The sequence below is a fragment of the Halorussus sp. AFM4 genome, from assembly GCF_051194995.1.
Taxonomy (GTDB): domain Archaea; phylum Halobacteriota; class Halobacteria; order Halobacteriales; family Haladaptataceae; genus Halorussus.
The window spans coordinates 1,396,798-1,420,943 of record NZ_JBNTJT010000001.1; the positions used below are offsets into that span (position 1 = coordinate 1,396,798).

General features: G+C 69.6%; 24 protein-coding genes, 1 tRNA gene and 1 pseudogene. 18 read left to right on the top strand and 8 right to left on the bottom strand.

What is annotated here, in order from left to right:
* From ACQUQF_RS07315 to ftsY, 7 genes and pseudogenes are all read left to right on the top strand, one after another.
* A pseudogene (locus ACQUQF_RS07315) lies at positions 1–282 on the top strand (DUF6360 family protein); the annotation flags it as partial.
* 91 nt (positions 283–373) lie between these two features.
* The gene (locus tag ACQUQF_RS07320) at positions 374–2,008 is read left to right on the top strand and encodes a CbiX/SirB N-terminal domain-containing protein (RefSeq protein ID WP_435177252.1); all 1,635 of its coding nucleotides are present in this window, start codon (positions 374–376) and stop codon (positions 2,006–2,008) included.
* Positions 2,005–2,856, top strand: a complete 852-nt coding sequence (gene cobA / locus ACQUQF_RS07325) for a uroporphyrinogen-III C-methyltransferase (RefSeq protein WP_435177254.1) — start codon at positions 2,005–2,007, stop codon at positions 2,854–2,856. Before ACQUQF_RS07320 ends, cobA begins: the two co-directional genes overlap by 4 nt.
* Positions 2,853–3,971, top strand: coding sequence for an anthranilate phosphoribosyltransferase (locus ACQUQF_RS07330; RefSeq protein ID WP_435177256.1), 1,119 nt, complete (start codon positions 2,853–2,855; stop codon positions 3,969–3,971). Before cobA ends, ACQUQF_RS07330 begins: the two co-directional genes overlap by 4 nt.
* Before the next feature lie 573 nt (positions 3,972–4,544).
* Positions 4,545–4,721 (top strand): 50S ribosomal protein L18Ae, encoded by a 177-nt coding sequence (rpl18a, locus tag ACQUQF_RS07335; RefSeq protein WP_435177258.1) that lies wholly within the window; start codon positions 4,545–4,547, stop codon positions 4,719–4,721.
* Entirely contained in the window at positions 4,721–5,182 is a 462-nt protein-coding gene (pfdA, locus tag ACQUQF_RS07340; protein WP_435177620.1) for a prefoldin subunit alpha, read from the top strand. Before rpl18a ends, pfdA begins: the two co-directional genes overlap by 1 nt.
* 6 nt (positions 5,183–5,188) lie before the next feature.
* Positions 5,189–6,397, top strand: coding sequence for a signal recognition particle-docking protein FtsY (gene ftsY, locus ACQUQF_RS07345; protein ID WP_435177260.1), 1,209 nt, complete (start codon positions 5,189–5,191; stop codon positions 6,395–6,397).
* A gap of 18 nt (positions 6,398–6,415) precedes the next feature.
* Here the strand turns inward: ftsY and ACQUQF_RS07350 are convergent, their stop codons facing one another.
* Complete coding sequence (locus ACQUQF_RS07350; RefSeq protein ID WP_435177262.1) at positions 6,416–6,691, bottom strand: hypothetical protein; 276 nt, start codon at positions 6,689–6,691, stop codon at positions 6,416–6,418.
* Between the two features lie 235 nt (positions 6,692–6,926).
* On the opposite strand from ACQUQF_RS07350, the gene ACQUQF_RS07355 reads away from it, so the two are divergent.
* From ACQUQF_RS07355 to ACQUQF_RS07375, 5 genes are all read left to right on the top strand, one after another.
* Entirely contained in the window at positions 6,927–8,318 is a 1,392-nt protein-coding gene (locus ACQUQF_RS07355; protein WP_435177264.1) for a signal recognition particle protein Srp54, read from the top strand.
* A gap of 411 nt (positions 8,319–8,729) precedes the next feature.
* Complete coding sequence (locus ACQUQF_RS07360; RefSeq protein ID WP_435177266.1) at positions 8,730–9,305, top strand: magnesium transporter; 576 nt, start codon at positions 8,730–8,732, stop codon at positions 9,303–9,305.
* Entirely contained in the window at positions 9,306–9,863 is a 558-nt protein-coding gene (locus ACQUQF_RS07365; protein ID WP_435177268.1) for a magnesium transporter, read from the top strand.
* 57 nt (positions 9,864–9,920) lie between these two features.
* Entirely contained in the window at positions 9,921–10,763 is an 843-nt protein-coding gene (locus ACQUQF_RS07370) for a DUF2391 family protein (protein WP_435177270.1), read from the top strand.
* Complete coding sequence (locus ACQUQF_RS07375) at positions 10,760–11,362, top strand: hypothetical protein (protein ID WP_435177272.1); 603 nt, start codon at positions 10,760–10,762, stop codon at positions 11,360–11,362. The genes ACQUQF_RS07370 and ACQUQF_RS07375 overlap by 4 nt, the downstream gene beginning before the upstream one ends.
* 9 nt (positions 11,363–11,371) lie before the next feature.
* On the opposite strand, the gene ACQUQF_RS07380 is transcribed toward ACQUQF_RS07375, so the two are convergent.
* Together ACQUQF_RS07380 and ACQUQF_RS07385 are read right to left on the bottom strand one after the other, a co-directional pair.
* Positions 11,372–11,791: an RNA-binding domain-containing protein gene (locus ACQUQF_RS07380; RefSeq protein WP_435177274.1), complete on the bottom strand. Its 420-nt coding sequence runs from the start codon at positions 11,789–11,791 to the stop codon at positions 11,372–11,374.
* 67 nt (positions 11,792–11,858) lie between these two features.
* Positions 11,859–12,437 (bottom strand): AAA family ATPase, encoded by a 579-nt coding sequence (locus tag ACQUQF_RS07385; protein ID WP_435177276.1) that lies wholly within the window; start codon positions 12,435–12,437, stop codon positions 11,859–11,861.
* 131 nt (positions 12,438–12,568) lie between these two features.
* Here ACQUQF_RS07385 and ACQUQF_RS07390 point away from each other — a divergent pair.
* A tRNA-Arg gene (locus ACQUQF_RS07390) sits at positions 12,569–12,723 on the top strand.
* Between the two features lie 217 nt (positions 12,724–12,940).
* Here the strand turns inward: ACQUQF_RS07390 and ACQUQF_RS07395 are convergent.
* Both ACQUQF_RS07395 and ACQUQF_RS07400 read right to left on the bottom strand, forming a co-directional pair.
* On the bottom strand, positions 12,941–13,120 hold the full coding sequence (locus ACQUQF_RS07395) for a hypothetical protein (protein ID WP_435177278.1): 180 nt from the start codon (positions 13,118–13,120) through the stop codon (positions 12,941–12,943).
* Positions 13,121–13,171: 51 nt separating this feature from the next.
* Entirely contained in the window at positions 13,172–14,701 is a 1,530-nt protein-coding gene (locus ACQUQF_RS07400; RefSeq protein ID WP_435177280.1) for a flippase, read from the bottom strand.
* A gap of 250 nt (positions 14,702–14,951) precedes the next feature.
* On the opposite strand from ACQUQF_RS07400, the gene ACQUQF_RS07405 reads away from it, so the two are divergent.
* Positions 14,952–16,481, top strand: a complete 1,530-nt coding sequence (locus ACQUQF_RS07405; protein WP_435177282.1) for a hypothetical protein — start codon at positions 14,952–14,954, stop codon at positions 16,479–16,481.
* Between the two features lie 482 nt (positions 16,482–16,963).
* Entirely contained in the window at positions 16,964–18,229 is a 1,266-nt protein-coding gene (locus tag ACQUQF_RS07410) for a glycosyltransferase family 4 protein (RefSeq protein ID WP_435177284.1), read from the top strand.
* Between the two features lie 624 nt (positions 18,230–18,853).
* Here the strand turns inward: ACQUQF_RS07410 and ACQUQF_RS07415 are convergent.
* The gene (locus tag ACQUQF_RS07415) at positions 18,854–19,948 is read right to left on the bottom strand and encodes an aminopeptidase (protein ID WP_435177286.1); all 1,095 of its coding nucleotides are present in this window, start codon (positions 19,946–19,948) and stop codon (positions 18,854–18,856) included.
* Between the two features lie 199 nt (positions 19,949–20,147).
* On the opposite strand from ACQUQF_RS07415, the gene ACQUQF_RS07420 reads away from it, so the two are divergent.
* Positions 20,148–21,170 (top strand): threonine aldolase family protein, encoded by a 1,023-nt coding sequence (locus tag ACQUQF_RS07420; RefSeq protein ID WP_435177288.1) that lies wholly within the window; start codon positions 20,148–20,150, stop codon positions 21,168–21,170.
* 37 nt (positions 21,171–21,207) lie between these two features.
* Here ACQUQF_RS07420 and ACQUQF_RS07425 read toward each other — a convergent pair whose 3' ends face one another.
* Positions 21,208–21,342 carry a hypothetical protein gene (locus ACQUQF_RS07425; protein WP_255457560.1) on the bottom strand — a complete coding sequence of 45 codons (135 nt, stop codon included), beginning with the start codon at positions 21,340–21,342 and terminating at the stop codon, positions 21,208–21,210.
* Between the two features lie 144 nt (positions 21,343–21,486).
* On the opposite strand from ACQUQF_RS07425, the gene ACQUQF_RS07430 reads away from it, so the two are divergent.
* Positions 21,487–22,128, top strand: a complete 642-nt coding sequence (locus ACQUQF_RS07430; protein WP_435177290.1) for an ArsR/SmtB family transcription factor — start codon at positions 21,487–21,489, stop codon at positions 22,126–22,128.
* Positions 22,129–22,444: 316 nt separating this feature from the next.
* Here ACQUQF_RS07430 and ACQUQF_RS07435 read toward each other — a convergent pair whose 3' ends face one another.
* Positions 22,445–22,993 carry a metallophosphoesterase gene (locus ACQUQF_RS07435; RefSeq protein ID WP_435177292.1) on the bottom strand — a complete coding sequence of 183 codons (549 nt, stop codon included), beginning with the start codon at positions 22,991–22,993 and terminating at the stop codon, positions 22,445–22,447.
* Positions 22,994–23,107: 114 nt separating this feature from the next.
* On the opposite strand from ACQUQF_RS07435, the gene ACQUQF_RS07440 reads away from it, so the two are divergent.
* Positions 23,108–24,079: a cation diffusion facilitator family transporter gene (locus ACQUQF_RS07440; RefSeq protein WP_435177294.1), complete on the top strand. Its 972-nt coding sequence runs from the start codon at positions 23,108–23,110 to the stop codon at positions 24,077–24,079.
* Positions 24,080–24,146: the final 67 nt, after the last annotated feature.

A 24,146-nucleotide genomic window follows, 5' to 3' on the forward strand; every position in this document is an offset into this window, starting at 1 on the left:
ATGGCCGACCGCATCCTGAAGGTCAACGCGTACACGACCCTCGACCTCGTGGAGGCCCGCGCCGAGGGCCACGACTTCGAGGAGTCGGCGTACGCCACCGTGAACGTGACCGCGCCCCGGACCGACCCCGACCGGGTCGAGCTCCAGTTCGAGCTGGACAACACCGGGCTCGACGCGGTCCCGCCCCACGCCGACCGGGCGGACCTCTCGCCCGAGCAGGCCCGGGCGCTGGCCGCCGACCTCGAGAAGTACGCCGCGAAGGTCGAGCGAGCGGAGGAGGACGACGGGGAGCAGGGTGACGGAAGCGACGCCGGCGAGGAGCAGCCCCGGACGAACGACGCCGACGCGGAATCCGAGACCACCGACACCACCGATGACTGACCAGGCGCTGATAATCGCGGGCCACGGCTCGCACCGCAATTCGGACTCGGCGACCCCGACCCACGTCGCGGTCGACGCCGCCAGGGAGCGCGGCGCGTTCGCGGAGGTCCGCCCGGCGTTCTGGAAGGAGGCGCCCTCGTTCCGGGAGGTCTGCCACACCGTCGACGCCGACGAGGCGGTCGTCGTCCCGCTGTTCGTCAGCGAGGGCTACTTCGTCGAGCAGGTGCTCCCCCGGGAGTTCGGGCTGGGCGAGCGCGACCGGGGCGCGGACGGTCCCGACTTCCGGTACGCCGACCCGGTCGGCACCCACTCCGCGATGACCGACGTCATCGCAGAGCGCGCCAAGCGCCTGCTGTCGGGCGAGGCTGACGATGTGACGGACGACGCCGGGCCTGTCGCGCCCGAGGACGCCGCGCTGGCAGTCGTCGGCCACGGCACCGAGCGCAACCCCAACAGCGCCGACGCCGTCTACCAGCACGTCGAGGCCCTGCGCGAGCGCGGCGAGTTCGCCGAGGTCGACGCGCTGTTCATGGACGAGGCGCCCTACGTCGAGGACGTCCGCGAGGAGTTCGACGCCGACGAGATCGCGGTCGTCCCGCTGTTCGTCGCCGACGGCTTCCACACCCAGGACGAAATCCCCGAACTGCTGGGGCTGACCGACGACCCGGAGACGGGTTATCCGGTCCCGGCGACCGTCGGCGACCGCCGCGTCTGGTACGCCTCCGCGGTCGGGACCGACCCGCTCGTCATCGACGTGGTGCTGGAACGGGCCGCCGAGGCCGGCGCCGACGTCGAGGCGTCGGCCGAGACCGACCGACCCGTCCGGGCCGACGCCGGCGCGGCGTTCCTCGACTGGGTCGACGCCGGCGATGCCAACGACGACGCCGCCGACGCCGAGGCCGGAACGCGCGTCTGGGGCGAACTCGCCGTCACCGCCGCAGGCGAGGGGTACGACCTGCGCCACCGCGACGACCGCGGGGCGTCCGCCGACGACCTCGACGACCTGTCGATCGGCGACCTGCGGGAGGCGGTCCGGTACGCCGACGACGGCCGGTACCGCCCGTTCGCCGGCGAGGCGAGCCTGCCGACCGGCTGGGTCCTGTCGGACCTCGACCGCGAGGGACTGCTGCGCGCCGCGGCGACCGTCTACCCGGCCGGCGTCGAGCACTGGGCCGCCGACCGGGCGGGCGACCTCGACCCGGTGCCGTTCCGGGCGGTCGCCGACCGCCAGACCGGCATCTACGAGTGCGTCGCCGACTGCTCGCCCGCGGAGGTCGCCGGGGCCGTCGAGGCGGTCTGCGGCAACTGCGCGAAGCGCCGGGCGTGGGACGCGGGCGACGCCGAGAGCGAGTCGCCCGACTGCGGCGGATCGCCGGCCGGGGACGAGGGCGCGGTCCCCTGCCGGGAGCCGTGCTCGTTCCTCGTCGCCGCGGCCCGCGAGTTCCACCAGCACGAGGGAGAACCGACAGCGAACGAGGACGCGGGCACGTCCGCGACCCGGGCCGACCCGACCGTCCCGCGGGGCGACCTGACCGACCCCGCGAACCGCTACCGGGCGCGCTACCGGCGGGCCCGCGAGACCGCACGGCAGCCGACCGACCCGACCGAGACCGAATCACGACCATGAGCCATCCCAACCAGAACCCGACCACCGGAACCGCGTACCTCGTCGGCGCGGGGCCGGGCGACCCCGAACTGCTGACCGTCAAGGCCCGGCGCCTGCTCGACGAGGCCGACGTCGTCCTCCACGACAACCTCGTGGGCGACGACCTCGTTGCATCGATCCCCGACTGCACGACCGTCGAGAACGTGGGCAAGCAGCCCGGCGGCGAGCGGACGCCCCAGGCCGAGATCAACGACATGCTGGTCCGGGAGGCCCGGGCCGGTCGCGACGTCGTCCGGCTCAAGGGCGGCGACCCGACCCTGTTCGGCCGGGGCGGCGAGGAGGCCGAGTACCTCGCGCGCCACGGCGTCCCCTTCGAGTTCGTGCCGGGCGTGACCAGCGCCATCGCGGGGCCGAGCGCCGGGGGCATCCCGGCGACCCACCGCGACCACGCCTCGGCGCTCGCGGTCGTGACGGGCCACGAGGACCCGACCAAGCCCGACAGCGCCATCGACTGGGACGCGCTGGCCGACATCGTCTCGGCCGGCGGCACCCTGGTCATCCTGATGGGCGTCGGCCGGCTCCCGGACAACGTCGCGGCGCTCGACGAGCGCGGCGTGGACGCCGAGACCCCGGTCGCGATGGTCGAGCGCGCCACGCTGCCCTCGGAGCGGACCGTGACCGGGACGCTCGACACCATCGTCGAGCGCGCCCGGGCCGTCGACGTCGAGCCGCCGGCGGTCACCGTGGTCGGCGACGTGGTGAACGTCCGGGAGACGGTCGCGAACTGCCTCGGCGGCGCCGCGGGCGAGACGGGGCCCGCGGTCGGGCTCGGCCGGGTCGACGAGGAGATCGAGGTGAACCAGCGATGAGCGGCGAGCGAGCCGCGGGCGGCGAGTCGAGCGGCGACGACCCGATCGGCGGCGAGTGGCCGCTGCTTCGGCTGCTGACCGAGGTGATCGGCTCCGGCCCGAAGACGGCAGACGACATGAGCTACGACCAGGCCCGGGAGGGGTTCGCTCGCGTGCTGGCCGGCGACCCCGACCCGGAGACGCTCGGGGCGTTCCTGCTGGCGAACCGCTGGAAGGAGAGCGCGCCCGAGGAGCTCGCGGGGTTCGTCGACGCGATGCGCGAGCTGTCGGTCGAACCCGCGGCGCCCGACGCCGACCCGGTCGACTGCGGCGGCAACTACGACGGCAAGCGGAAGACCGCCGTCCTCGGGGTCGCCTCGGGGCTGGTCGCCGCGGCCGCCGGGACGCCCGTGGTCGCCCACAGCGGGCCGGCGCTGCCCGCCAAGTACGGCACGACCTACGGCGACGTGCTCGCCGAACTGGGCGTCCCGACCGACCTCGCGCCCGCCGAGAGCGCGGCGATGGTCGACGAGGTTGGCTTCGGCTACTACGCCCAGTCGCGGTTCAACCCGCTAGTCGACGAGCGCCGGCCCGCCCGGGAGTCGGTCGGCGTCCGGACCTCGATCAACACGGTCGAGACGCTGGCGAACCCCGCCGACGCGAGCGTCCACTTCGGGAGCTTCTACCACCTCTCGTACGCCGAGCGCATCGCCGGCACCGTCCGGGAGAGCCGGGAACTCCCGTTCGAGCGCGTCGTGATGGCCCAGGGCATCGAAGGGTACGACGACGTCCGGCCCGGTACGACGCGGGTCGCCGAGTGGACCGCCGACTCGGGAACCGAGGGAGGCGAGATCACCGACGACACCGTCGAGACCGAGGCCCTCGGCGTCGCGTTCGAGCGCGAGGACCTCCGCGTCGACGACCTCCCGGCCGACTCGGCCCGCGTCACCGAGGAGGTGCTGTCGGGCGAGCGAGAGGGCCCGGTCGCCGACGCGGTCGCGCTCAACGCCGGCTTCCGCATCTACGCCGGCGGCGACGCGGAGTCGGTCGGCGAGGGGGTCGAACGCGCGCGGGACGCCCTCGCCGACGGGAGCGCCGCGGACCGCCTCGACGCGCTCCGGGCGTTCGAGCCGTAGGGCCGCGGTCGCACGGCGGCCTGGTTTTGACCTCGCAACGTACTGTTCCCGCAGTTGTTTCTCGCCTCACCGGATCGGGGCCTCTCCACGGTTCTGTTTCGGCCGAGCGAACCCCGTCCGATAGCCGCGCTCCCGTTCTGAGGACTGCTCCGTCGAGGTACTCGCGGTTCGCCCGATAGCCCGAGACGCTGACTCGACCGGTTCGCTCTGACGACTGCCATCCGGACAGAGATATTCTATATAGTGACCTAGAGTTTACGCCCGGAGTTAGGGAGTTGTCTCGCAAAGAGCGCAGCGACTCCGATCAGGGCCAACCAGCACCTGAACTGCAGATAAATTAGCGGACAGATGGGCTGATCGGGCGACAATTGCGTGATTTCACACTGGCGAGTCGGCGCGAGAACGGAAATCGGCGGACCGTCGGGCGCGAACCGCCGGCCGGACGCCAGTCGATACTGCGGAGTCCAACTGCTCGGGGAGGCGCGACGGGGACCGTCAAAACCGACGGACCGGGTCAGAATCGGTCGTCCCCGAGTAGGAAGATTCTTCCCTCCGCGCGTCCGACTTTGGCCCATGAGTGAGTTTACTGTTCGCGGGAAGTTCCAGGCCAGAGACGGCTGGCAGGAGTTCGAGACGGAGATCGAGGCCGACAACGAGAACGTGGCCGAGGAGCGGACCTACGCCAACTTCGGCGGTCGCCACGGGCTGAAGCGCACCCAGGTCGAGGTCGAGGAGGTCGAGGCCCGATGATGGGCGGCGGCGGTAACCCCGAGCTCCAGGAGCTCTCCCAGCAGCTCCAGGAACTCGAGGAGCAGCAGCAGGAGCTCGAGGCCGAGATCGAGAGCCTCCGCGAGGAGAAGAACGACATCGGCGACGCCATCGAGACCATCGACGCCCTCGAGACCGGCTCGACCGTACAGGTGCCGCTCGGCGGCGGCGCCCACGTCCGCGCGGAGGTCCAGGACCTCGACGAGATCGTCGTGGAGCTCGGCGGCGGCTACGCGGCCGAGCGCGACGAGGAGAACGCGGTCGAGACCCTCGAGAACAAGCAGGACACGCTCGACGAGCGCATCTCGGAGCTCGAGGACGAGGTCAGCGACGTCGAGGAGGAGAGCGCCCAGCTGGAGCAGAAGGCCCAGCAGCTCCAGCAGCAGCAGATGCAGCAGCAGATGCAGCAGATGCAGGGCCAGCAGAACGACGAGGACGAGTAACCGGCGATGTTCGACAGCCTGAAGGAGAAACTCGGGAGTTTCCGGAAGGACGTCGAGGAGACGACCGAGGAGAAGGCCGAGGAAGCTGAGGCTGAAGCGGAAGCCGAAGCCGCGGAGGCCGAAGCCGACACGCAAGCGGAAGCCGATGCGGCGACGGCCGACGCGCAGGCCGAGGCGGCCGCCGAGACCGCGGCGACCGCGGGCGGCGAGGCCGAGACCGCCGGCAGCGCGGCCGAGCCCGAAGCCGCGGAGACGGCGGCCGAACCTGAAACGGCGGAGCCCGAACCCGAAGACGACGAGGAGGAAGACGACACCTCCCGTGGACGGAGCTTCGCCCAGAAGGCCAAGTCGTTCGCCAAGGGCGAGATCGTCATCGAGGAGCAGGACGTCGAGGATCCGCTCTGGGAGCTGGAGATGGCGCTGCTGGAGAGCGACGTCGAGATGAGCGTCGCCAACGAGATCTTAGAGAGCATCCGGGAGGACCTCGTGGGCGCGACCCGGTCGTTCAACAGCGAGACCGCCGACGTGGTCGAGGAGGCGCTCCGCGACTCGCTGCTGAAGGTCATCTCGGTCGGCCAGTTCGACTTCGATCAGCGCATCGCCGAGGCCGACAAGCCCGTGACCATCATCTTCACGGGCGTCAACGGCGTCGGCAAGACGACCACCATCGCCAAGCTCTCGAAGTACTTCGAGGACCGCGGGCTCTCGACGGTGATGGCCAACGGCGACACCTACCGCGCCGGCGCCAACGAGCAGATCCAGGAGCACGCCGACAACCTCGACACCAAGCTCATCACCCACGAACAGGGCGGCGACCCCGCGGCGGTCATCTACGACGCCGTGGAGTACGCCGAGTCCCACGACGTCGACGTGGTGCTGGGCGACACCGCCGGCCGGCTCCACACCAACGAGGGGCTGATGGACCAGCTCGAGAAGATCGGGCGGGTCGTCGACCCGGACATGACCCTCTTCGTCGACGAGGCCGTGGCCGGGCAGGACGCGGTCCAGCGCGCCAAGCAGTTCAACGACGCCGCCGAGATCGACGGCGCCATCCTGACGAAGGCCGACGCCGACTCCCAGGGCGGCGCGGCCATCTCGATCGCCCACGTCACGGGCAAACCCATCCTCTTCCTCGGGGTCGGCCAGGGCTACGACGACATCGAGCAGTTCGATCCGGAGTGGCTGGTCGAACAGCTCCTCGGCGAAGAGGAGTAGCCCGCCCGGCCGGCGTTCTCACGCGTGCCAGCGCCGCACCGCCACCACGACGTTGACGGCGATGAGCGCGGTGGTCACCAGGCCGAGCGTGAACAGCTCCGCCGGCAGGTTCCGGAAGAGGACGTAGTACGCTATCGAGAGGCAGACGAGCGCGACGACGATGTTGTACGCGTCGGCCGCCAGTTCGCCCGCCAGGTCGGAGGTCGTTCGGCCGGCCGCGTCGCCGGCCGCGTCGGGGCGTTCGGGGTTCGGTCCGACCGAGTTATCGCGTGCCTTGTTTAAATCGCGTGCCATGCATTGAAGGTATGCGGGCGAGGGTTTCCGGGAGGACGACATAAGTCTACCGGCCGGTGACGGGCGAAACGAACCCCCGGACTTCGCCGGTGGTCGCGCAGCGGCGGTGAGACCGCCGCGAGCGCGACGGGTCGACCGTCGGCGGACGGACTCGCTTCGGCCGAAGAGCGGAGCGAACGGGAGTCGAAGGGTAGAAAAAGCCTTTAACGCCCGCGCGGTCTACCCTACGGTAAGAATGGTACTCGACGACCTCGGAAACTCCCTCCGCGACTCCCTCGGTCAGCTCAGCGGGCAGTCCCGCGTGACCGAGGAGGACGTGGAGGACATCGTCAAGGAGATCCAGCGGTCGCTCCTCCAGGCCGACGTCGAAGTCAGCCTGGTGATGGACCTCTCGAACTCCATCAAGGAGCGCGCGCTGGAGGAGGAGTCGCCCGGCGGGACCTCCGCCCGGGACCACGTCCTCCGCATCGTCTACGAGGAGATGGTCGGGCTGGTCGGCGACAGCACCGACCTCCCGCTCGAGGAGCAGACCATCCTGCTCGCCGGCCTCCAGGGGTCGGGGAAGACGACCACCGCGGCCAAGATGGCGTGGTGGTTCTCGAAGAAGGGGCTCCGGCCCGCGGTCGTCCAGACCGACACCTTCCGGCCCGGCGCCTACGACCAGGCCAAGGAGATGGCCGGGCGCGCCGAGGTCGACTTCTACGGCGACCCCGACGAGGAGGACCCCGTCAAGATCGCCCGCGACGGGCTGGAGGCCACCAGCGACGCCGACGTCCACATCGTCGACACCGCGGGTCGCCACGCGCTGGAGGACGACCTCATCGACGAAATCGAGGAGATCGAGCGCGCGGTCGACCCCGACCGGAACCTGCTCGTGCTCGACGCCGCCATCGGCCAGGGCGCGAAGGACCAGGCCCGTCAGTTCGACGACTCCATCGGCATCGAGGGCGTCATCGTCACCAAGCTCGACGGGACCGCGAAAGGTGGCGGGGCGCTCACGGCCGTCAACGAGACCGACTCCTCGATCGCGTTCCTGGGCACCGGCGAGGAGGTCCGGGACATCGAGCGGTTCGAGCCCTCCGGGTTCATCTCGCGGCTGCTCGGGATGGGCGACCTCAAGCAGCTCACCGAGCGGGTCGAGCGCGCGATGGAGGAGACCCAGCAGGAAGAGGAGGACTGGGACCCCGAGGACATGCTCAAGGGGGAGTTCACCCTGAAGGACATGCGCCGCCAGATGCAGGCGATGAACAACATGGGCCCGCTCGACCAGGTGATGGACATGATCCCCGGCCTCGGCGGCGGCCTGATGGACGAGCTGCCCGACGACGCGATGGACGTCACCCAGGACCGGATGCGGAGCTTCGAGGTCATCATGGACTCGATGACCGAGGCCGAGCTCGAGAACCCCCGCGCCATCGGCGCGAGCCAGGTCGAGCGCATCGCGAAGGGCAGCGGCAAGCCCGAGGAGCGCGTCCGGGAGCTGCTCGAACAGCACAAGATGATGGCCCAGACCCTCAAGCAGTTCCAGGGGATGGGCCAGGGCAACATGGAGCGCATGATGAAGAAGATGGAAGGCGGTGGCGGCGGCGGAATGGGCGGTATGGGCGGGGGCGGCCCGTTCGGATAGAACCTTTTACTGCGGCCTCGTGAGCGCAGCGAACGAGGTCTTCGAAAATCGGAGATTTTCGGGAGGTGGCGAATCTCCGATTCGCAACAGCTCGGGACGGCTTCGCCGTCCCGGCGGTCGGGCGCATAAACGCGCCCTCCCTGGCAAAACGTTCGTGAAAACCACCAAGAGAGCTTCGCTCTCCCGGGCCTGCGTTCACTCCGTTCACGCAGACACGGCGTCACCCCTCCTTCACGCCCTCACTTCGTTCGGGCGTTCAGTCGAGGGTTCCTTGGTCCGCTCGCTCCGCACTGCGTTCGTCGCTCGCGGTAGAACCACCGGTGCGCCGACGGAAGGCGACACGTTCGCTCACAGCCACCGCCAACCCGCGACACGCGCCTTTTTTGACGGGGGAGCGCCATGCCCCGTTAGATGCCCGTCCGCGACGTCGCCGCGCAGGCCTACCGAGAAGCCCTCCCGGCGCTGGCCGCGAGCGTGGTCGGCGGCCTGTTCGCCGGCGTCGTCCTCGGCGGGATGCGCGCCGAGCTGCGGGCCGTGCCGGGGCTGCTCGTGCTGGTGCCCGCGCTGCTGGCGACCCGCGGGAACGTCTACGGGTCGCTGGGGGCGCGGCTCTCGACCGGGCTCCACCAGGGGCTGGTCGAGCCCCGGTTCGAGTTCGACGCCCGGGTGGGGTCGGCGGTCGCGGCGGCGCTGGGCAACGGGCTGCTGGCCAGCCTGTTCGCCTCGGTCGTGGCGTTCCTGACGCTCGTGGCGCTCGGCCAGCGGGTCGCGCCGCTGGCGACGCTGGCGGCGGTCGCGCTGGTCGCGGGGCTGCTGTCGGGGGTCGCGCTGACCGTCGCGGTCGTCTCGGTCGTGTTCGCTGGGTTCCGCAGGGGGTACAACCCCGACACGCTGGTCGGGCCGCTGGTGACCACGACCGGCGACGTGTTCGGCGTCGCCTTCCTCCTGCTGGCGGTCCGGTTCGTGCTCGCGCTGGGAGGGATGTAGGTGCAGACCGAGTGGCGCGTCCGGGCCATCACGCGGGCGACCCTGCCCGTCCTGCTCGCGCTGACCGTGGTCGAGATCGGGAGCGGGCTGGTGCTGGGCTCGTTCGAGGCGACCCTCTACACGTACCCGTCGCTGCTGACGCTGGTGCCGGTCACCATCGGGACCGCCGGCAACCTGGGGAGCGTGCTCGCCGCGCGGCTCTCGACGGCGTTCCACCTCGGGACGCTGTCGTTCGACCCGACCGACGACCAGCTGGCGGGCAACGCGGTCGCGACCGTCGCGCTGGCGCTCACCGTCTTCCCGCTGGTCGGTGCGGGCGCGTGGCTGTTGTCGCTCGCGCTCGGGAGCGCCCGGCTCGGGCTCGGCACGGTCGTCGCGGTGGCGCTGGCCAGCGGCGCGGCGCTCGCGGTGGTGGCCGTCGCGGTGACGCTCGTGGCGACCTACGCCGCCTACCGCTTCGAGCTCGACCCCGACGACGTGGTGATCCCGGTCGTGACGAACGTCTGCGACGTGCTGGGCGTGGTCGTGCTGTTCGTGGTCGTGCAGGCGCTGGTGTGAGGTCGCGTCCGGGGTGGCCGGAGCCTTAAACTTTCCCGCCCGTGACAGTCCTCGGGGATGAGCCAGCGGGGAACTCAGAGCGCCGTAGAGGAGCTGCGGGAGCAGGGACGGGCTATCGTCGGTGCGCTGGTCGTTGTCGGCACCACGTTCCTCTACACCATGGAGTCGTGGTGGTGGGGGTGGACGCTGTCGGCGACCCACTTGCTCGTCTACGCCGTCGTCGGGCTGGGGGTCGTACTCGTCGTCACCCGCCAGATCAGCTTCCGCGGGGGTCAGGAGCAGGAGGAGACGGGAGAGCGGGACCCGCTGTTGACGACCGCGACGGACTTCGCCGACCTGGTCCTGCAGAGTTTCATCGCGTCGTACGTCGTGCTGTTGACGTTCGGGGTCGTGGAGATCGGCGACCCGCTCGTCGTCGTCGCCCGGCTCGGACTCATCGAGGTCGTGCCGCTGGGGTTCGGGGCCGCGCTCGCCAACAAGCTGTTCTCGGGCAACGAGCGGCCCGCCAAGCGATCGCTGACCGCGACGCTCGGCGTGTACAGCATCGGCGCGATCTTCCTCGCCGGCGGCATCGCGCCCACCCAGGAGATGGAGCTCATCGCCACGTACATGGGATGGGAGCGGACCGCGGTGCTCGTCGTGCTGTCGCTCGTCACCGCGTACGTCATGCTCTACGAGCTCAACCTCCAGGGCCAGGAGCACCGCCTCCAGGGCCGATCGAAGGCGTGGCAGTTCGGCCGGGCGTTCCTGGTCTACGCCGTCGCGCTCGTCGTCGGGACCGCCCTGCTCGCCGGCTTCGGCCACTTCGTGAACACGCCGCTGCCGGTGATCGTCCAGCTCGTGGTGGTCATCTCGTTCATCACGTCTATCGGCGCGAGCGCCGCGGAGGTGGTGATATGACGGCCGGTGGCGGAGGCGGCGGAAGCGGTGGGGAGGACGAAGAGGACCGCCAGAGTCAGCGAGGCCAACAGGACCGGCAAGGAGGGCAGGACGGGCAGGACCAACAGGACGGACAGGACGGGCAGGGACAGCAGGATCAACAAGGAGGGCAAGACGGACAGGACCAGCAGGAGGGGCAGAATCAGCAGGGAGGACAGAACCAACAGGGACAGCAGAACCAACAGGGAGGGCAGGACGGGCAGAATCAGGGTCCGGGGACCGCAGAGAAGGTGATGACCGCGATCAGCGTCGTGGTCACCGTGTTGCTGTTCGGCTACGTCGCGTGGCACGCGATCCAACCGCCGAGCGACGTGCCCCCGAAGGCCGAGGTGATCGAGACGGAGGCGCTGTCGAACGGAAGCGTGCTGGTTCGCACCCAGGTCGTCAACAGGGGCGACGAGGGGCTGATCTCGGTCACGGTGGAGGCGGGCTGCGACCAGCCGCCGCCCGACACCACGCTCTCGTACGTTCCGGCGAGCGGGCGCGAGCAGGCGGTCCTCGTCTGTCCGCCGGGGACCACCGACCCGAACGTGTCGGTGAGCACCTGGGTGCCGGCGTAGGCGGGCGCGCTACTCGAAGTCGTCGGGCGTGACCGGTTGGCCCTCCTCGGTCGGCGGGGCGACGTGGTCGACGAACTCCTCGACGCTCGGCTCCTCGACCCGGACCCGGACGTGGATGTCGCCGAGCTCGTCGGGGTTGCCCACCGCGAAGTTGACGACGCCCTCGAAGGCGGCCTGCTTCTTCAGGTCGAACGCGACGGTGTTCCCGCGCCGGCTCCCGAAGAACTCCCCGCGGGCGGTGTCGAGTATCTCCTGGCGGTGGAGCAGCTCCGAGAAGTGGTCGAGCGAGTGGGTCTCGGCGACGATCTCGCCGTGGCGCTCCTCGACGTCGGCGCCGGGGAAGATGTTCGTGACGGCGGTCGCGACGCGGTCGGCGATCTCGGTGTCGGCGACGGGGGCCGTGATCTGGACGTCGATGCTGTATATCATCGGTGTGGAGTGAATCGTCGGGTGGTCATCGGTTCTGGTCGAGCCGGCATCGCGTCTGGTCGGCAGGTCACGCTTCGCGCGCGGGCCGCTCGCCGTCGAGCGCCTCGACGCCCTCGGTCAGCAGCGCGCGGATCTGCTCGTGGAACGCCTCCAGCGTGCCGGTGTTGTCGATGCGGACGTCGGCGCGGGCGATGGCCTCGTCCATGCCGAAGCCGCGCTCGCGCTCGTCGCGCTCGCGCAGCGACTCGCCGTCGTCGGTGTTGTCCCGGCCGCGGGACTCGACGCGCTCGGCCCGGACCTCGAACGGCGCCTCGATGCTCACCAGCGTGAACGCGTCGCCGAACGCCTCCTCGAAGCGCTCGACCTCGACGCCGGCCCGGATGCCGTCGACGAGGACCGCGTCGTGCTCCGCCAGGACCTCCTCGATGACGGGCAGCGAGCGCCGGGCGATGGCGTCGGGACCGTTCTCCTCCCGGAGCGCGCTGGCGATCTCGCCGTGGTGCTCGGCCGGGTCGAGCCCCCGGTCGCGGCACTCCCGGCGGATGACGTCGCCCATGGTCACGACGGGGATGGCGAGGTCCTCGGCCACGGTCGCGGCCTCGCCCTTCCCGCTCCCCGGCAGGCCCACGGTTCCGATGACTCTCATTGGGTCTCGATAGTGGTGAGTGAGGCATAAGCGCTGTGTTCCGGACGGACGCCCGGCGGAATCGGTCGTCTCCCGCGCGAGCGGGAGAAATCCTAAGGTCTTTTGTCGAGGCCGACCGAACCACGCCGTGAGGGCACGTAGCTCAGTCTGGATAGAGCGTCGGACTTCTATCCCGGTCGGGCGCCGCTCGCGGTTTCACCGCCCGCGCTGTCGAGGCGCTTCGCGCCTCGCGTCTCCGGTCGGGGAAGACATCCGACGGTCGTGGGTTCAAATCCCATCGTGCCCGTGAACGTTTTGCAAGGGCGGCGCCTGAACGCGCCGCCCTTGCAAAACGTTCATGAAAAGCCTTCGTCACCCCCTCAGTCGCTTCGCTCCTTCGAGGGTTCCTCGGCCCGCTCGCTCACTGCGTCTTCGTGAGCGGAGCGAACGAAGGCTCGTGGGAGCGTTGCTCCCGCGGCGTTCGCTCGCGGTGAAACAACCTGAACTTGTTCAAAATGTCCTTTTCAGTCGCCACCGCCGAGCTTGTAGCCGATGACGATTCCGAGGGTCGCGACGAGGTTGGCGAGCACGGTCGTCCGGAATCGCTCCTCCGCGTCCTCGTGCTTCGGCAGGGTATAGCCGACGTACAGCGACGCGAGGAAGCTCATCGCGAGTTGCAGACGGTAGCTGATGAATCGAGCCATACCGAAACGTGGCGGGAACACTCATAGCAGTTGTCATTAGCCCGTCCGCGGCTAGTTCGATTCCAGCAGATGCCGGAGGTACGGGAGTTCGATGCCGGCCTTCTGCTCGAAGAAGTCGACGATCACCGTGTCGAGCGGTCGGAAGCAGCCCGCGAAGAACGCCGTCGCGAGCACCAGGATGCCGCAGACCACGAGGAACAGCGGGAGCGTCACGACGGTGAGGGTGACGTACTGGGAGAGCGCATATGTGACCGGGAGGAAGACCAGCGGGAGGACGACGTAGGTCCGGACGGTGTACGGCGAGATCGGCGTGATGCCGGTCCGGTACTTCAGGATCGCGTTCATGGCGAGGTTCCGGTAGACGTAGGAGACGCACGACGCGACCGCCGCGCCGGGGACGCCGTACGCCGGGATGAGCACGAGGTTGATGACGACGTTCGCGGCGAGGGTGGTCACCTCGACCGCGAGGATCTCGGTGGTGTGGCCCATCGCCGAGAGCGTCTCGCGGTTGCGGCCGGCCGCCGCGCTGGTGAAGAAGCCGACCGAGAGGATGACCAGCGCGGTCGCGCCCGAGGTGTACTCGCTCCCGAAGAAGATGCGGATGACGTCGCCCGGGAACATCGTGAAGGCCAGGAACGCGGGCAGCGTGATGAAGAAGCCCCACTTGGTCGTCAGCTCGTATATCTGGCGGACGTCGTCGCGCCGGCCGTCGGAGTCGAGCCGGGAGGTGAGCGGGAAGTAGAGGTAGCCGAACGCCGAGATGACCATGAGCAGGCTGTTCGAGAGGGGGTAGGCGACGTTGTAGATGCCGGCCGCCGCCGAGCCGCGGAAGTAGCCCAGCATGAGGGTGTCGGTCCGGGTGAGCAGGACCGCGAGCAGCGTCGTGACGACCAGCGGCGCGGAGTACGAGATCAGTTTCCGGGTCTGGAGGTCGAACCCGCCGAGTACGGCGTAGAGCCGGTTGAGACAGGCGTGGGCGACCACCAGCGAGAGCAGCGTCGCGGCGACGTAGGCGTAGCCGATGGCGGCGATGCCCCAGCCCAGCGCGACGAGGCCGACGAACAGCGAGATGCGGACGACGGGGTAGAAGACGTTCTTCACGAGCAGCTTGTACTTGGTGTCCTCCATGCCCCGGATGGCGGCCACCCCGACGGTGAACAGCGCCGAGAGCGGGATGCAGAGGATGAACAGACGGAACAGCGCGAGCGACTCCACGTCCGAGAAGAGGACGCTCGCGATGGTCGCCGAGTAGCGGTAGAACACCGCGGTCACGACCAGGCTGATGGCGGCCGAGACGACCAGGCCCGTCGCCCAGATGCCGCGGCGCTCCGCGTCGCTGTCCGCCCGCGAGAGGTACCGCGAGACGCCCTGGTTGACGCCGACCAGCGAGATGACCGAGCCGATCGACATGACCGCGAGCCCGATGGTGACCTCGCCGTACTTCGCGGGGGTGAACACCCGGGCGACGATGACCCGCTCGATCAGCGTCCCGGCCGACGAGAGCACGATGCCGAGCAGGATGAGCGCGGTGCTGGAGAACAGGGCCGATACCTCGTCGTCGATGGAGTTCTCTTCGGACATCCTTCGGGGCTCGGTCTGCGCGTGCGCTACCGAGGGCTGCCGGCGGCTTTGTTATGTGACGGCTACTCCGCCGTACGGAGACCGTGGAAACGGACCGTTGACAGCGGTACGCGCGGAGTACGGGCGGGCTACTCGACCGCCCGCGCGGCGCCCCGGCTTCCACCGCGCCGCGAAGAGTATAAAAATAATAAAATTCGTATTGAAGCCACATCAAAAGCTACTTAAGATACTCCTGTTCACTTGAATCCGCATGGCACGCGACGAGACGGCACGCGAGCGAAACGAGGAGAAATCACTGCTTAACCGCCGAAAGTACCTGAAAGGTGCGGGGGCCGCGGTCGCCTCGCTGGCCGCCTTCCGCGGGGCGAGCGCCGGCGCGGCGGCCGCCGAGTACGAGACGAGGACCGTCTCGGCCGGCGACTACGAGCGGGTCACCCTCCAGGACGGCGACACCTTCGAGAACGTCCTCGTCGACATCTCCGCCGACGGCGCGGAGTTCCACATCGACGCCAGCGGCGACAACTGGACCATCCGCAACGTCGGCATCAAGGGCCAGCTCGACTCGTCGGGCGACGCGCCGAACATCATCCGGGCCGACGGCAACGGGGTCATCGAGCACTGCTTCTTCGGCGACATCGCCGCCGCGAACATCGGCGGCGGTGCCATCGGCATCAAGTCCTACCACGCCGGCCACATCGACATCAGCGAGTGCTACATCGGCGGGTCGACCGACAACGGCATCTACGCCGCCCAGCCCGCCGAGCACAACGGCGGGACGATGGCGGTCGACACCTGCTACTTCGTCAACAACAACATCACCCACATCCGGGCCGCCGCCGACGGCACCACCGTGAAGAACTCGGTGCTGACCAACACGAACGACGTCGACCCCAACCACAAGTCCGGCAGCATCAACAGCCGCGGGCTGTGGGACTTCTACGGCACCGGCGACGAGACCGTCACCATCGAGAACTGCGACATCGACATCACCAGCGCGAACACGAACGGCGCGGCCTCGGCCGCCGTCGCGACCGCCGTGACCTACGAGATGCGCAACTGCCAGGTCAAGGGCGAGCTCCGGGGCAACGTCACCGAGTCGAACGTCGGCAGCAACCCCGACACCTCCGTCCCGTCCGGCGTCCCCACGACGCCCGAGGAGGCGGCCGCCGGCACCGCTTCGGGCGGAACGAGCGGCTCGGGCACCCAGACGAGCGAGCCGACCGGCGACAGCCAGCCCCAGGGGACCCTCCTCGAACTGGTCGCGACGCCCGACAGGTCCGAGGTCAGCTACGAGTTCACCGTCGAGGGGAGCGTCAGTAAGCACACCCAGTCCCAGAGCGACGACGACGTCTTCTCGGAGGACAACGACAGCATCACGGACAACGGCGACGGCACGGTCACGGTCACCGGCATCTCCGGGGACGGCCACGGCGACGCGTACTACGTCCAGGGGTCGATCACCGCGATGACCCTCGACGAGAGCCTGTGGACGATCCGGTACGGCGGCACCGAGGTCGGCGTCGGCGACCTCGTCCTGCCCAACAAGCTGGTCATCGACGGCAGCGACACGCCCCGCGTCCAGAGCACGTACACGTTCACGGTCGACGGGACGGTCAGGAAGAGCGGCGACCTCGGCTCGATCAACCCCCACGACACGGTCGACCAGGGGACCATCCGCGGCCGGGTCATCGGCGGCAGGGACGGCTACCGGTTCTCCGGCGAGATCACCGGCTTCAAGCTCGACGGTCCCGCCACGGTCGAGGTCCAGGACGGTTCGTAGACTCCGTATTTCGCTCTCGAACGCACGTCTCTCGACTCGGAACTGCGGTCTCTCTTCTGTCTGCGCCGGTCGTCTGCCGACGCGAACGTCTGGTTCCCGGGAAGCGACGACGAGCCGGAGCCACCGAGCGACGGCGTCCCGACGTAGGCCGACCCGTCCGATTCGGGTAGACACGACTTATTGTCGGAGCTGCGATGCGAGCCGGTCGACCCTGCGAGACCCAGCGCGACCGACACGGTCCCCGCTACGGGTTCGGGGACGGGGACGGGCCGGAGAAGGCGGTCGCTGTCGACTGTCAGTCGGCGCCTGTACCCGGTCAGTTAAGCCCTACGTGGCGCGTTCCGGTCATTCGCCCTACACGAGCCGGAGCGAGTTAGCGGACGCGGGAGCGGTCGGGGCCCTCCCGTCGACTCGGTTCTGCCGCCCACTACCGGGCTTTACGTAGGTCATTACTATCATCCAGCACCGCATCTGGGGAAAGTATGAGTCCGAGTACCTCGAACGCGAAGTCGGGACCGGGGCCCCGGCGCGCGTTCGAGAGACACGACACGCGGGAGGCGGACGAGTCGCGCGCCGACCTCGACGTCACCATCGGGATGTTCCACCCGTTTGCCGGGACCCGGGACGCCAGCGGCATCGCGGTGTACGCCCAGCGGCTGGTCGAGCACCTCGCCGAGGACGCCCCCACGGTCCTGTACACCAGGGACGGCGAGATAAACCGGCGCCTCCGGGAGTCGTCGGCCGACGTCGTCCGGATACCCATCGGGGGCGGCGTCCCGGACCCGGTGTTCAGGCGGGTCCCGAACGTGATGAAGCACGTCGTGCGCAAGTGCCCGACGTACACCGGGCTGCTGACCAGCGGGCTGCGCTCGCACATGAACGAGCACCTCGACATCCTGATCACCCACGACGCCCTCGACGACATCCTGCTCTCGCACCTCGTGGACGTCCCGACCATCCGCATCAGCCACGGCCTCCAGCGGGTCGGCGTCGCCGCGCGGGCCCGGGAGTTCCTCTCGCGGTCGTACCTGACCGTCGCCAACTCCCGGAACACCGCCCGCGAGCTCGAGGAGACCTTCGGGTACGAGGCCGACGGCATCGTCACGCCCGGGGTCGACACGACGGCGTTCGCGCCCGGCCGGGAGCCGGCGTTCGAGACCGACCGGCCCGCGGTGCTGTTCGTCGGCCGGATGGTCGAGAACAAGGGCGTCTACGACCTGCTGGCGGCGGTAGCGCGGAGCGACGAGGACCTGTCGCTCCACCTCGTCGGCCGCGGACAGACCGACCGGGTCCGGCGCCGCGCCCAGCGGCTCGGCATCGGGGACTCGGTCACCCTCCACGGCGTGGTCGACCACGCGGACCTCCCGGGCTACTACGCGGCCTGCGACTTCCTCTGCAACCCCTCGCGGTACGAGAGCTTCGGCATGGTGAACCTGGAGGCGATGGCCTGCGGGCGGCCGGTCGTCTCGACCGACGTCAACGGGTCGACCGAGTACTTCACCCACGGCGAGACCGGGCTGCGCGTGCCGCCCCGCGACCCCGAGCGGCTGGCCGCGGCGCTCGACGAACTCGCCGCGTCGCCCGAGCGGCGCCGGGAGTTCGGCCGCGCCAGCCGGGAGCGGGCGACCGAGTACTCCTGGGAGGCCTCCGCCGAGACGCTCCGGGACCTCTGCTACGACTTCTGTGCCACCTACTACGACATGCAGTCGCGCCGGACGGAGGCGCTCGCCGACCACTACCACCTGTGAGCGCTCGCCGACGACGCGTCGTCCGCCGTCACGTCCGATAGCGAAGCGGGCTCGTCGGACGGCGACCGCGGCAGGACCGGGGAGAATCAGGAGGGAACCGGACCGCGACTCAGAACAGTTCGCCGACGTCGGTGATGTCGGACCGACAGAACGGACATCGGTAGTTGGTCTGGAAATCGTTGCGCTGGGCAACGGTTCGAGTTTCGAGTTCGTGCATTGCGATGCTGCGGCCACAGTCGGGACACGATACCTTCGTCACGAAAGTTGACTCTATAGCCCGAACACTTAAATTGCAGTGTAAGCTCGATAGAGAAATCTTACGGCCAGACGGAACGAACGCGGCCGTCGCCGGTCGGCCGGGCAGAGCACGTTGGAATACGACCTTTTTCTTCGTCGGGTCTCGCTCCGACCTTTTTCTTCGTCGGGTCTCCTCGCGCCTTCGGCGCTGCGGGAACCCTCTCTGCTCGCGGCTTCGCCGCTCGCACGGTACGAGGGACACCGTCCCTCGCTACTCGAAAAACGTCGACGAAAACCCCCGATCGCTTCGCTCGCGGCGAAACGGCGCTTCGCGCCGTGTGCTCGTGACTGAATTAGTCCGACCTCGCGCCGGTGTTCGGGCGCAGTTTACTCCTCGAAACCGTCCTCGAACCGGAAGGTACCGTTTCGCTGGACGACTTCGCCGTCGACCTCGATGTACGAGTCCTCGCTCATGTCGACGATCATGTCGACGTGGACCGCGCTCTGGTTGCCCTCTTGGCCCTCGGGCAGGCACTCGTCGTAGGCCCGACCGACCGCGAGGTGGACCGTGTCGCCCATCTTCTCGTCGAACAGCATGTTGTAGGTGAACCGGTCGATGTCGCGGTTCATCCCGATGCCGAGCTCGCCGAGCCGGCGCGCGCCCTCGTCGGTGTTCAGCACTTCGGTCAGCACGTCCTCGTTCTTGCTGGCGCCGTGATCGACGACCTCGCCGCCCTCGAACCGGAGGGAGGCGTCCTCGACCTCGTGGCCCTGGTGGATGAGCGGCTTGTCGAACAGCACCTCGCCCTCCACGGAGTCGGCGACCGGCGCGGTGAACACCTCGCCGCCGGGGAGGTTGTTCTTGGCGTGGTCGTTGACCGTCGACATCCCCTCGATGCTCATCGTGAGGTCGGTCGTGTCGCCCGAGACGATGCGCACTTGCTCGCCCGCGTCGAGGATCTCGACCATCTGCTGCTGGTGGGCCTTCTGGGCGGCCCAGTCCTTGGTGACGGCGCCGTAGACGAACTCCTCGTACTCGACCGTGCTCATCTCGGCGTTCTGGGCGTCGGCGGGCGCGGGGAACTGGGTCAGCACCCAGGTCGTGTCGAGGATCTCCTCCTGGATGGGCTGGTAGGCGGTCTGGAACGCCGCCATGGTCTCGGAGGGCACCGCGCTCATGTCGGCGACGTTGTCGTGGGCCCGGACGTGGATCCAGACGTCGGCGGCCTCGCCCAGCGCGAGCTCGTGGTCCGCCAGGTCGAGGTCGTCGGCGTCGACCGCCCGCAGGAACGTCGCGCGCGTCTCGTCGCGCCGCCCGGAGACGTGGAACGGGAACGCGCCCCGCTCGCCGACGACCTCGCAGAGCGCGAGCGTCAACTCCTCGGCGGCCGGCGGCGCGCTGACGACGACGTTGTCGCCGGCCTCCACCTCGGTGGAGTGGTCGACGACGATCTCGGCGTGCTCTCTGACTCGGGGGTCCATGCGGGCAAGTGTTGCCGAGGCGGGGAAACCGCTTTCGGTCCGCCGCCGACGCCGACCCGCACCGTCGGGCGTCGAGGCGGCGTCCGCACCTTCAGGAGCCGCGGCGGACTCGGGCGGCGCCCGCGGGTCCGACCGCCCCGGGAAGCGGAACCCGGCCGCCATCGCGGGGTATTTGACCCGCCGCGGGGAAGTGGGAGCCATGATAGACCTGCGGAGCGACACGGTGACCCGACCCGACGAGGCGATGCGCGAGGCGGCCCGCGACGCCGAGGTGGGCGACGACGTGTACGGCGAGGACCCGACGGTCAACGAGCTCGAGGCCCGGGCGGCCGACCTGATGGGGACGGAGGCGGCCCTCTACGTGCCGAGTGGCACGATGGGCAACCAGGTCGCGGTCCGGACCCACACCGAGCGCGGCCAGGAGGTGCTGACCGAGCGCGAGAGCCACGTCGTCAAGTGGGAGCTCGGCGGCATGGCCCAGCTCTCGACGCTCCAGGTCCGGCCGCTCGACGGCGGCGAGCGCGGGATCCCGACCCCCGAGCAGGTCCGGGAGGGCTACGTCGAGGAGGACCTCCACCGGCCCGGAACCGGTCTGCTCACCCTGGAGAACAGCCACAACAGCAAGGGCGGGGTCGCCATCGCCCCCGAGGAGATCGACGCCGCCGCCGAGGCCGCCCACGACATCGGGGTGCCGGTCCACCTCGACGGCGCCCGGGTGTGCAACGCCGCGGTGGCTCACGACGTCCCGCCGGCCCGGATGACCGAGAACGTCGACTCGGTGATGTTCTGCCTCTCGAAGGGGCTGGGCGCGCCGGTCGGGTCGATGCTGGCCGGCGACGAGGAGTTCGTCGAGCGCGCGCGACGCAACCGCAAGCTCTTCGGCGGCGGGATGCGCCAGGCCGGCATCGTCGCCGCCCCGGGTCTGGAGGCGCTGGAGAACGTCGACCGACTGGCCGAGGACCACGACAACGCCCGCGCGCTGGCCGAGCGACTCGCGGAGATCGACGGCCTCGACGTCCGGGACCCCGAGACCAACATCGTGCTCGCGGACACCGAGGGGACGGGGCTGACCGCCGAGGAGTTCCTGGCGGCCTGCGAGGAGGCCGGGGTCCGGGGCGTCCCGTTCGACACCCACGTCGCCCGCTTCTGCACCCACTGGGACGTCGACCGGGAGGACGTGGAGACGGCCGCCGAACGCGTCGCCGACGCGCTCGACGCGTAAGGCGGCAGCGGAGTCCGGCGCCAGACGCGGTAAGGGCCTAGCGCTGGCCGTTCTCGATGCCCTCGCGGAACCCCGTGACGGTCCGGCGGATGAACAGGTACATGAACAGCACGAAGCCGAGCAGGAGGACGACGAAGCCGACCACGAGGGGGTTGTTGGTGAGGAACTCCATGTAGGGTCCATTCGGTCGCCCGACCAAATTCGTTTCGACGCGCGCGGGCACGGTCGTCCGCGAGGCGATCAGTGCCGCGAGGTGATCAGTGCCGCGAGGCGATCAGTGGTAAAATTCATGACAGCCGGGTGGGTAGGGACTCGTATGGCCGACCTGCTGCCCTCCACCTCCGACGCGACCGCCTCGGAGTCCGCCGAACCGCGGGTCGTCGGAGTCGACTCCGACGACGCCGACGACCTGCTCGGGGCGCTCTCCTCGGAGACGGCCCGCGAACTGCTGGCCGCCCTCCACGACGAGCCCGCGACCCCGTCGGCGCTCGCCGACGCGGTCGACACCTCGCTCCAGAACGCCCAGTACCACCTCGGCAAGCTGAAAGACGCCGACGTCATCGAGGTCGTCGACACCGTCTACTCCGAGAAGGGCCGCGAGATGAAGGTGTACGCCCCCGCCGACCGGCCGCTGGTCGTGTTCGCGGGCGACGAGGAGGAGGCGACCGGGCTGAAGGCCGCCCTCTCGCGGCTCGTCGGCGGGTTCGCCGCGCTCGGCCTCCTGAGCCTCGCGGTCCAGCAGGTCTTCGGCGACGGGCTCGGCGCGCTGTTCGGCGCCGGCGCGAGCTCGGGGTCCGAGACCGGCGGCGGGATGTCGATCCAGTCGACCGACGCCGCCCGGGAGACCGCCGGGGCCGCGACCCGGTCGCTCCCGCCGGGGCTGTTGTTCTTCGCCGGCGGCGCGCTGGTCCTGGCGCTCGGGTTCGCGTGGTGGTACTACGCGAACCGCGGCGAGTGAGCCTCTCTCCCGGCAGTATCGCCGGAAGTCGGCGATAACTAAAACGAGTCTTTGAGCTTACGGGAAGTACTTGACGTGGCCGACCGTAGACAGAAGTGTCCCGCCCCGCTTCGGCCCTCCCCCGAATCCGGTGCCTCGCACCCCGTTCCACGACGTCCAGGCCCCCGGTTCCACCGGGTCCCCGCGCGTCACCCCATCCACCCACTGCCCTCGCGCCGTGTCGTCCCCGCGATGCCCTCCCGAGGCGGGGCGGACACCGATTCTGAACTGCTCTGCGCTCGGCAGCGCCCGCGCCGTCGCCCGAGCGCGGGGCGACTCAGATCTCGAACGTCTCGACGACCGACCCGTCGCGGTGGCGTATCTCACCCTCCAGGGTAACCTCCCCGTCGCCTCCGGTCGCCCCGTCGGCCGGAGTTCCGTCGCCCTCCGCCGGCCGGAGCTCAGCGTGCGTCGGGACGCCGCCGCGGGGCCGGGCGTGGCTCCCCGGGTTGAGCAGGAGCACGTCCTCGCCGTCGCTGACCGCGTGGCGGTGGGAGTGGCCGAACACCACGACGTCGGCGTCCTGCTGGCGGCCCAGCAGCGAGAGCCCGGTCGCGCCGCGGTCGTCGCCGTGGGTCACGACGAACCGGACGCCGGCGACCTCGACGGTCCGCTCGGGCGGCAGGCGCTCGCGCACCTCCGGCGTCGCGTTGTTGCCGTGGACGGCGTAGAGGGTGTCGCTGGCGGCCTGGAACGCGTCGAGCGCCTCGCCGGTCACGAAGTCGCCGGCGTGGACGACGACGTCGGCCTCCTCGACCGCCCGCTCCGCGCGGCCCGCCAGTTCGTGGCCGGACCGGCTGTGCGTGTCCGAGAGAACGGTTATCATCGCGCGGACGTAGGCGGGGCAGGTCCCTGAGCGTTTCCGTCTCGGGCGGTCGGCGGCGGGGCTCCGTCCGGCCTGCAATCACTTTCTTGTTCGGCGGCCGAGAAGCATAGGCCAATGGCCGAAAGCAAGTCCGTCGTCATCGCCGCGCTCATCGCGAACGGGGCGATCGCGGTGCTGAAGTTCGCCGGCTTCCTGCTGACGGGCAGCGCCGCGATGCTCTCGGAGACGTACCACTCGATATCGGACACCGGCAACCAGGTGTTCCTGCTCATCGGCATCCGGTACAGCGGGAAGGAGGCGAGCCGGGCCCACCCGTTCGGCTACGGGAAGGCCCAGTTCTTCTACAGCTTCCTGGTGAGCGTGCTGCTGTTCGGCATCGCGGGCTGGGAGTCGGCCAAGCACGGGTACGACGCCATCATGCACCCCCATCCCGTCAACCCGGAGCCGGCCACCCTGCTCGGGTTCACGTTCCCGGGGGTGTGGGTCAACTACACCGTCCTCATCGCCGCCATCCTCTTCGAGGGGTGGGCCCTGAAGAAGGCCTGGGCCGGGATGAAGAAGGACATGGAGCAGCACGGCTGGGACAGTCTGACCGAGGCGTTCCAGAAGACCACGAACGTGACGACGCTGACGGCGTTCACCGAGGACACCATCGCGCTCTCCGGGGCGGCCATCGCGCTCGCGGGCGTCTTCCTCTCGCGGTTCACGGGCAATCCCCTCTACGACGCGGTGGCGGCGCTGCTCATCGGCCTGCTGCTGATGGGGTTCGCGGTGGCGCTGGCCTGGGAGAACAAGCGCCTGCTGCTGGGCGAGAGCCTCCCGAAGTCCGAGGAGGAGCAACTCCGGAGCATCATCGAGGGATGGGACGGCGTGGTGAACATCGTCGACTTCCGGACCGTGGTCTTCGGCCCGGAGGACGCGATTCTCACCGCCGACATCGCCTTCGAGAAGGGCATCGCCACGGCCGAGATGGACTCGAAGATCACCGACCTCGAGGACGCGCTGATGGAGCAGAACGGGAGCGTGTCGAAGGTGTACATCGAACCCGAGACGCGGTGGCGGAGCAGGAAGGAGGCGACGGAGTAGTCACGCGCCGTCCGCTCGGCGGCCCTTCCGCCGACCGACACTTCCGCCGGAGAGCGAGAGTTTAAAC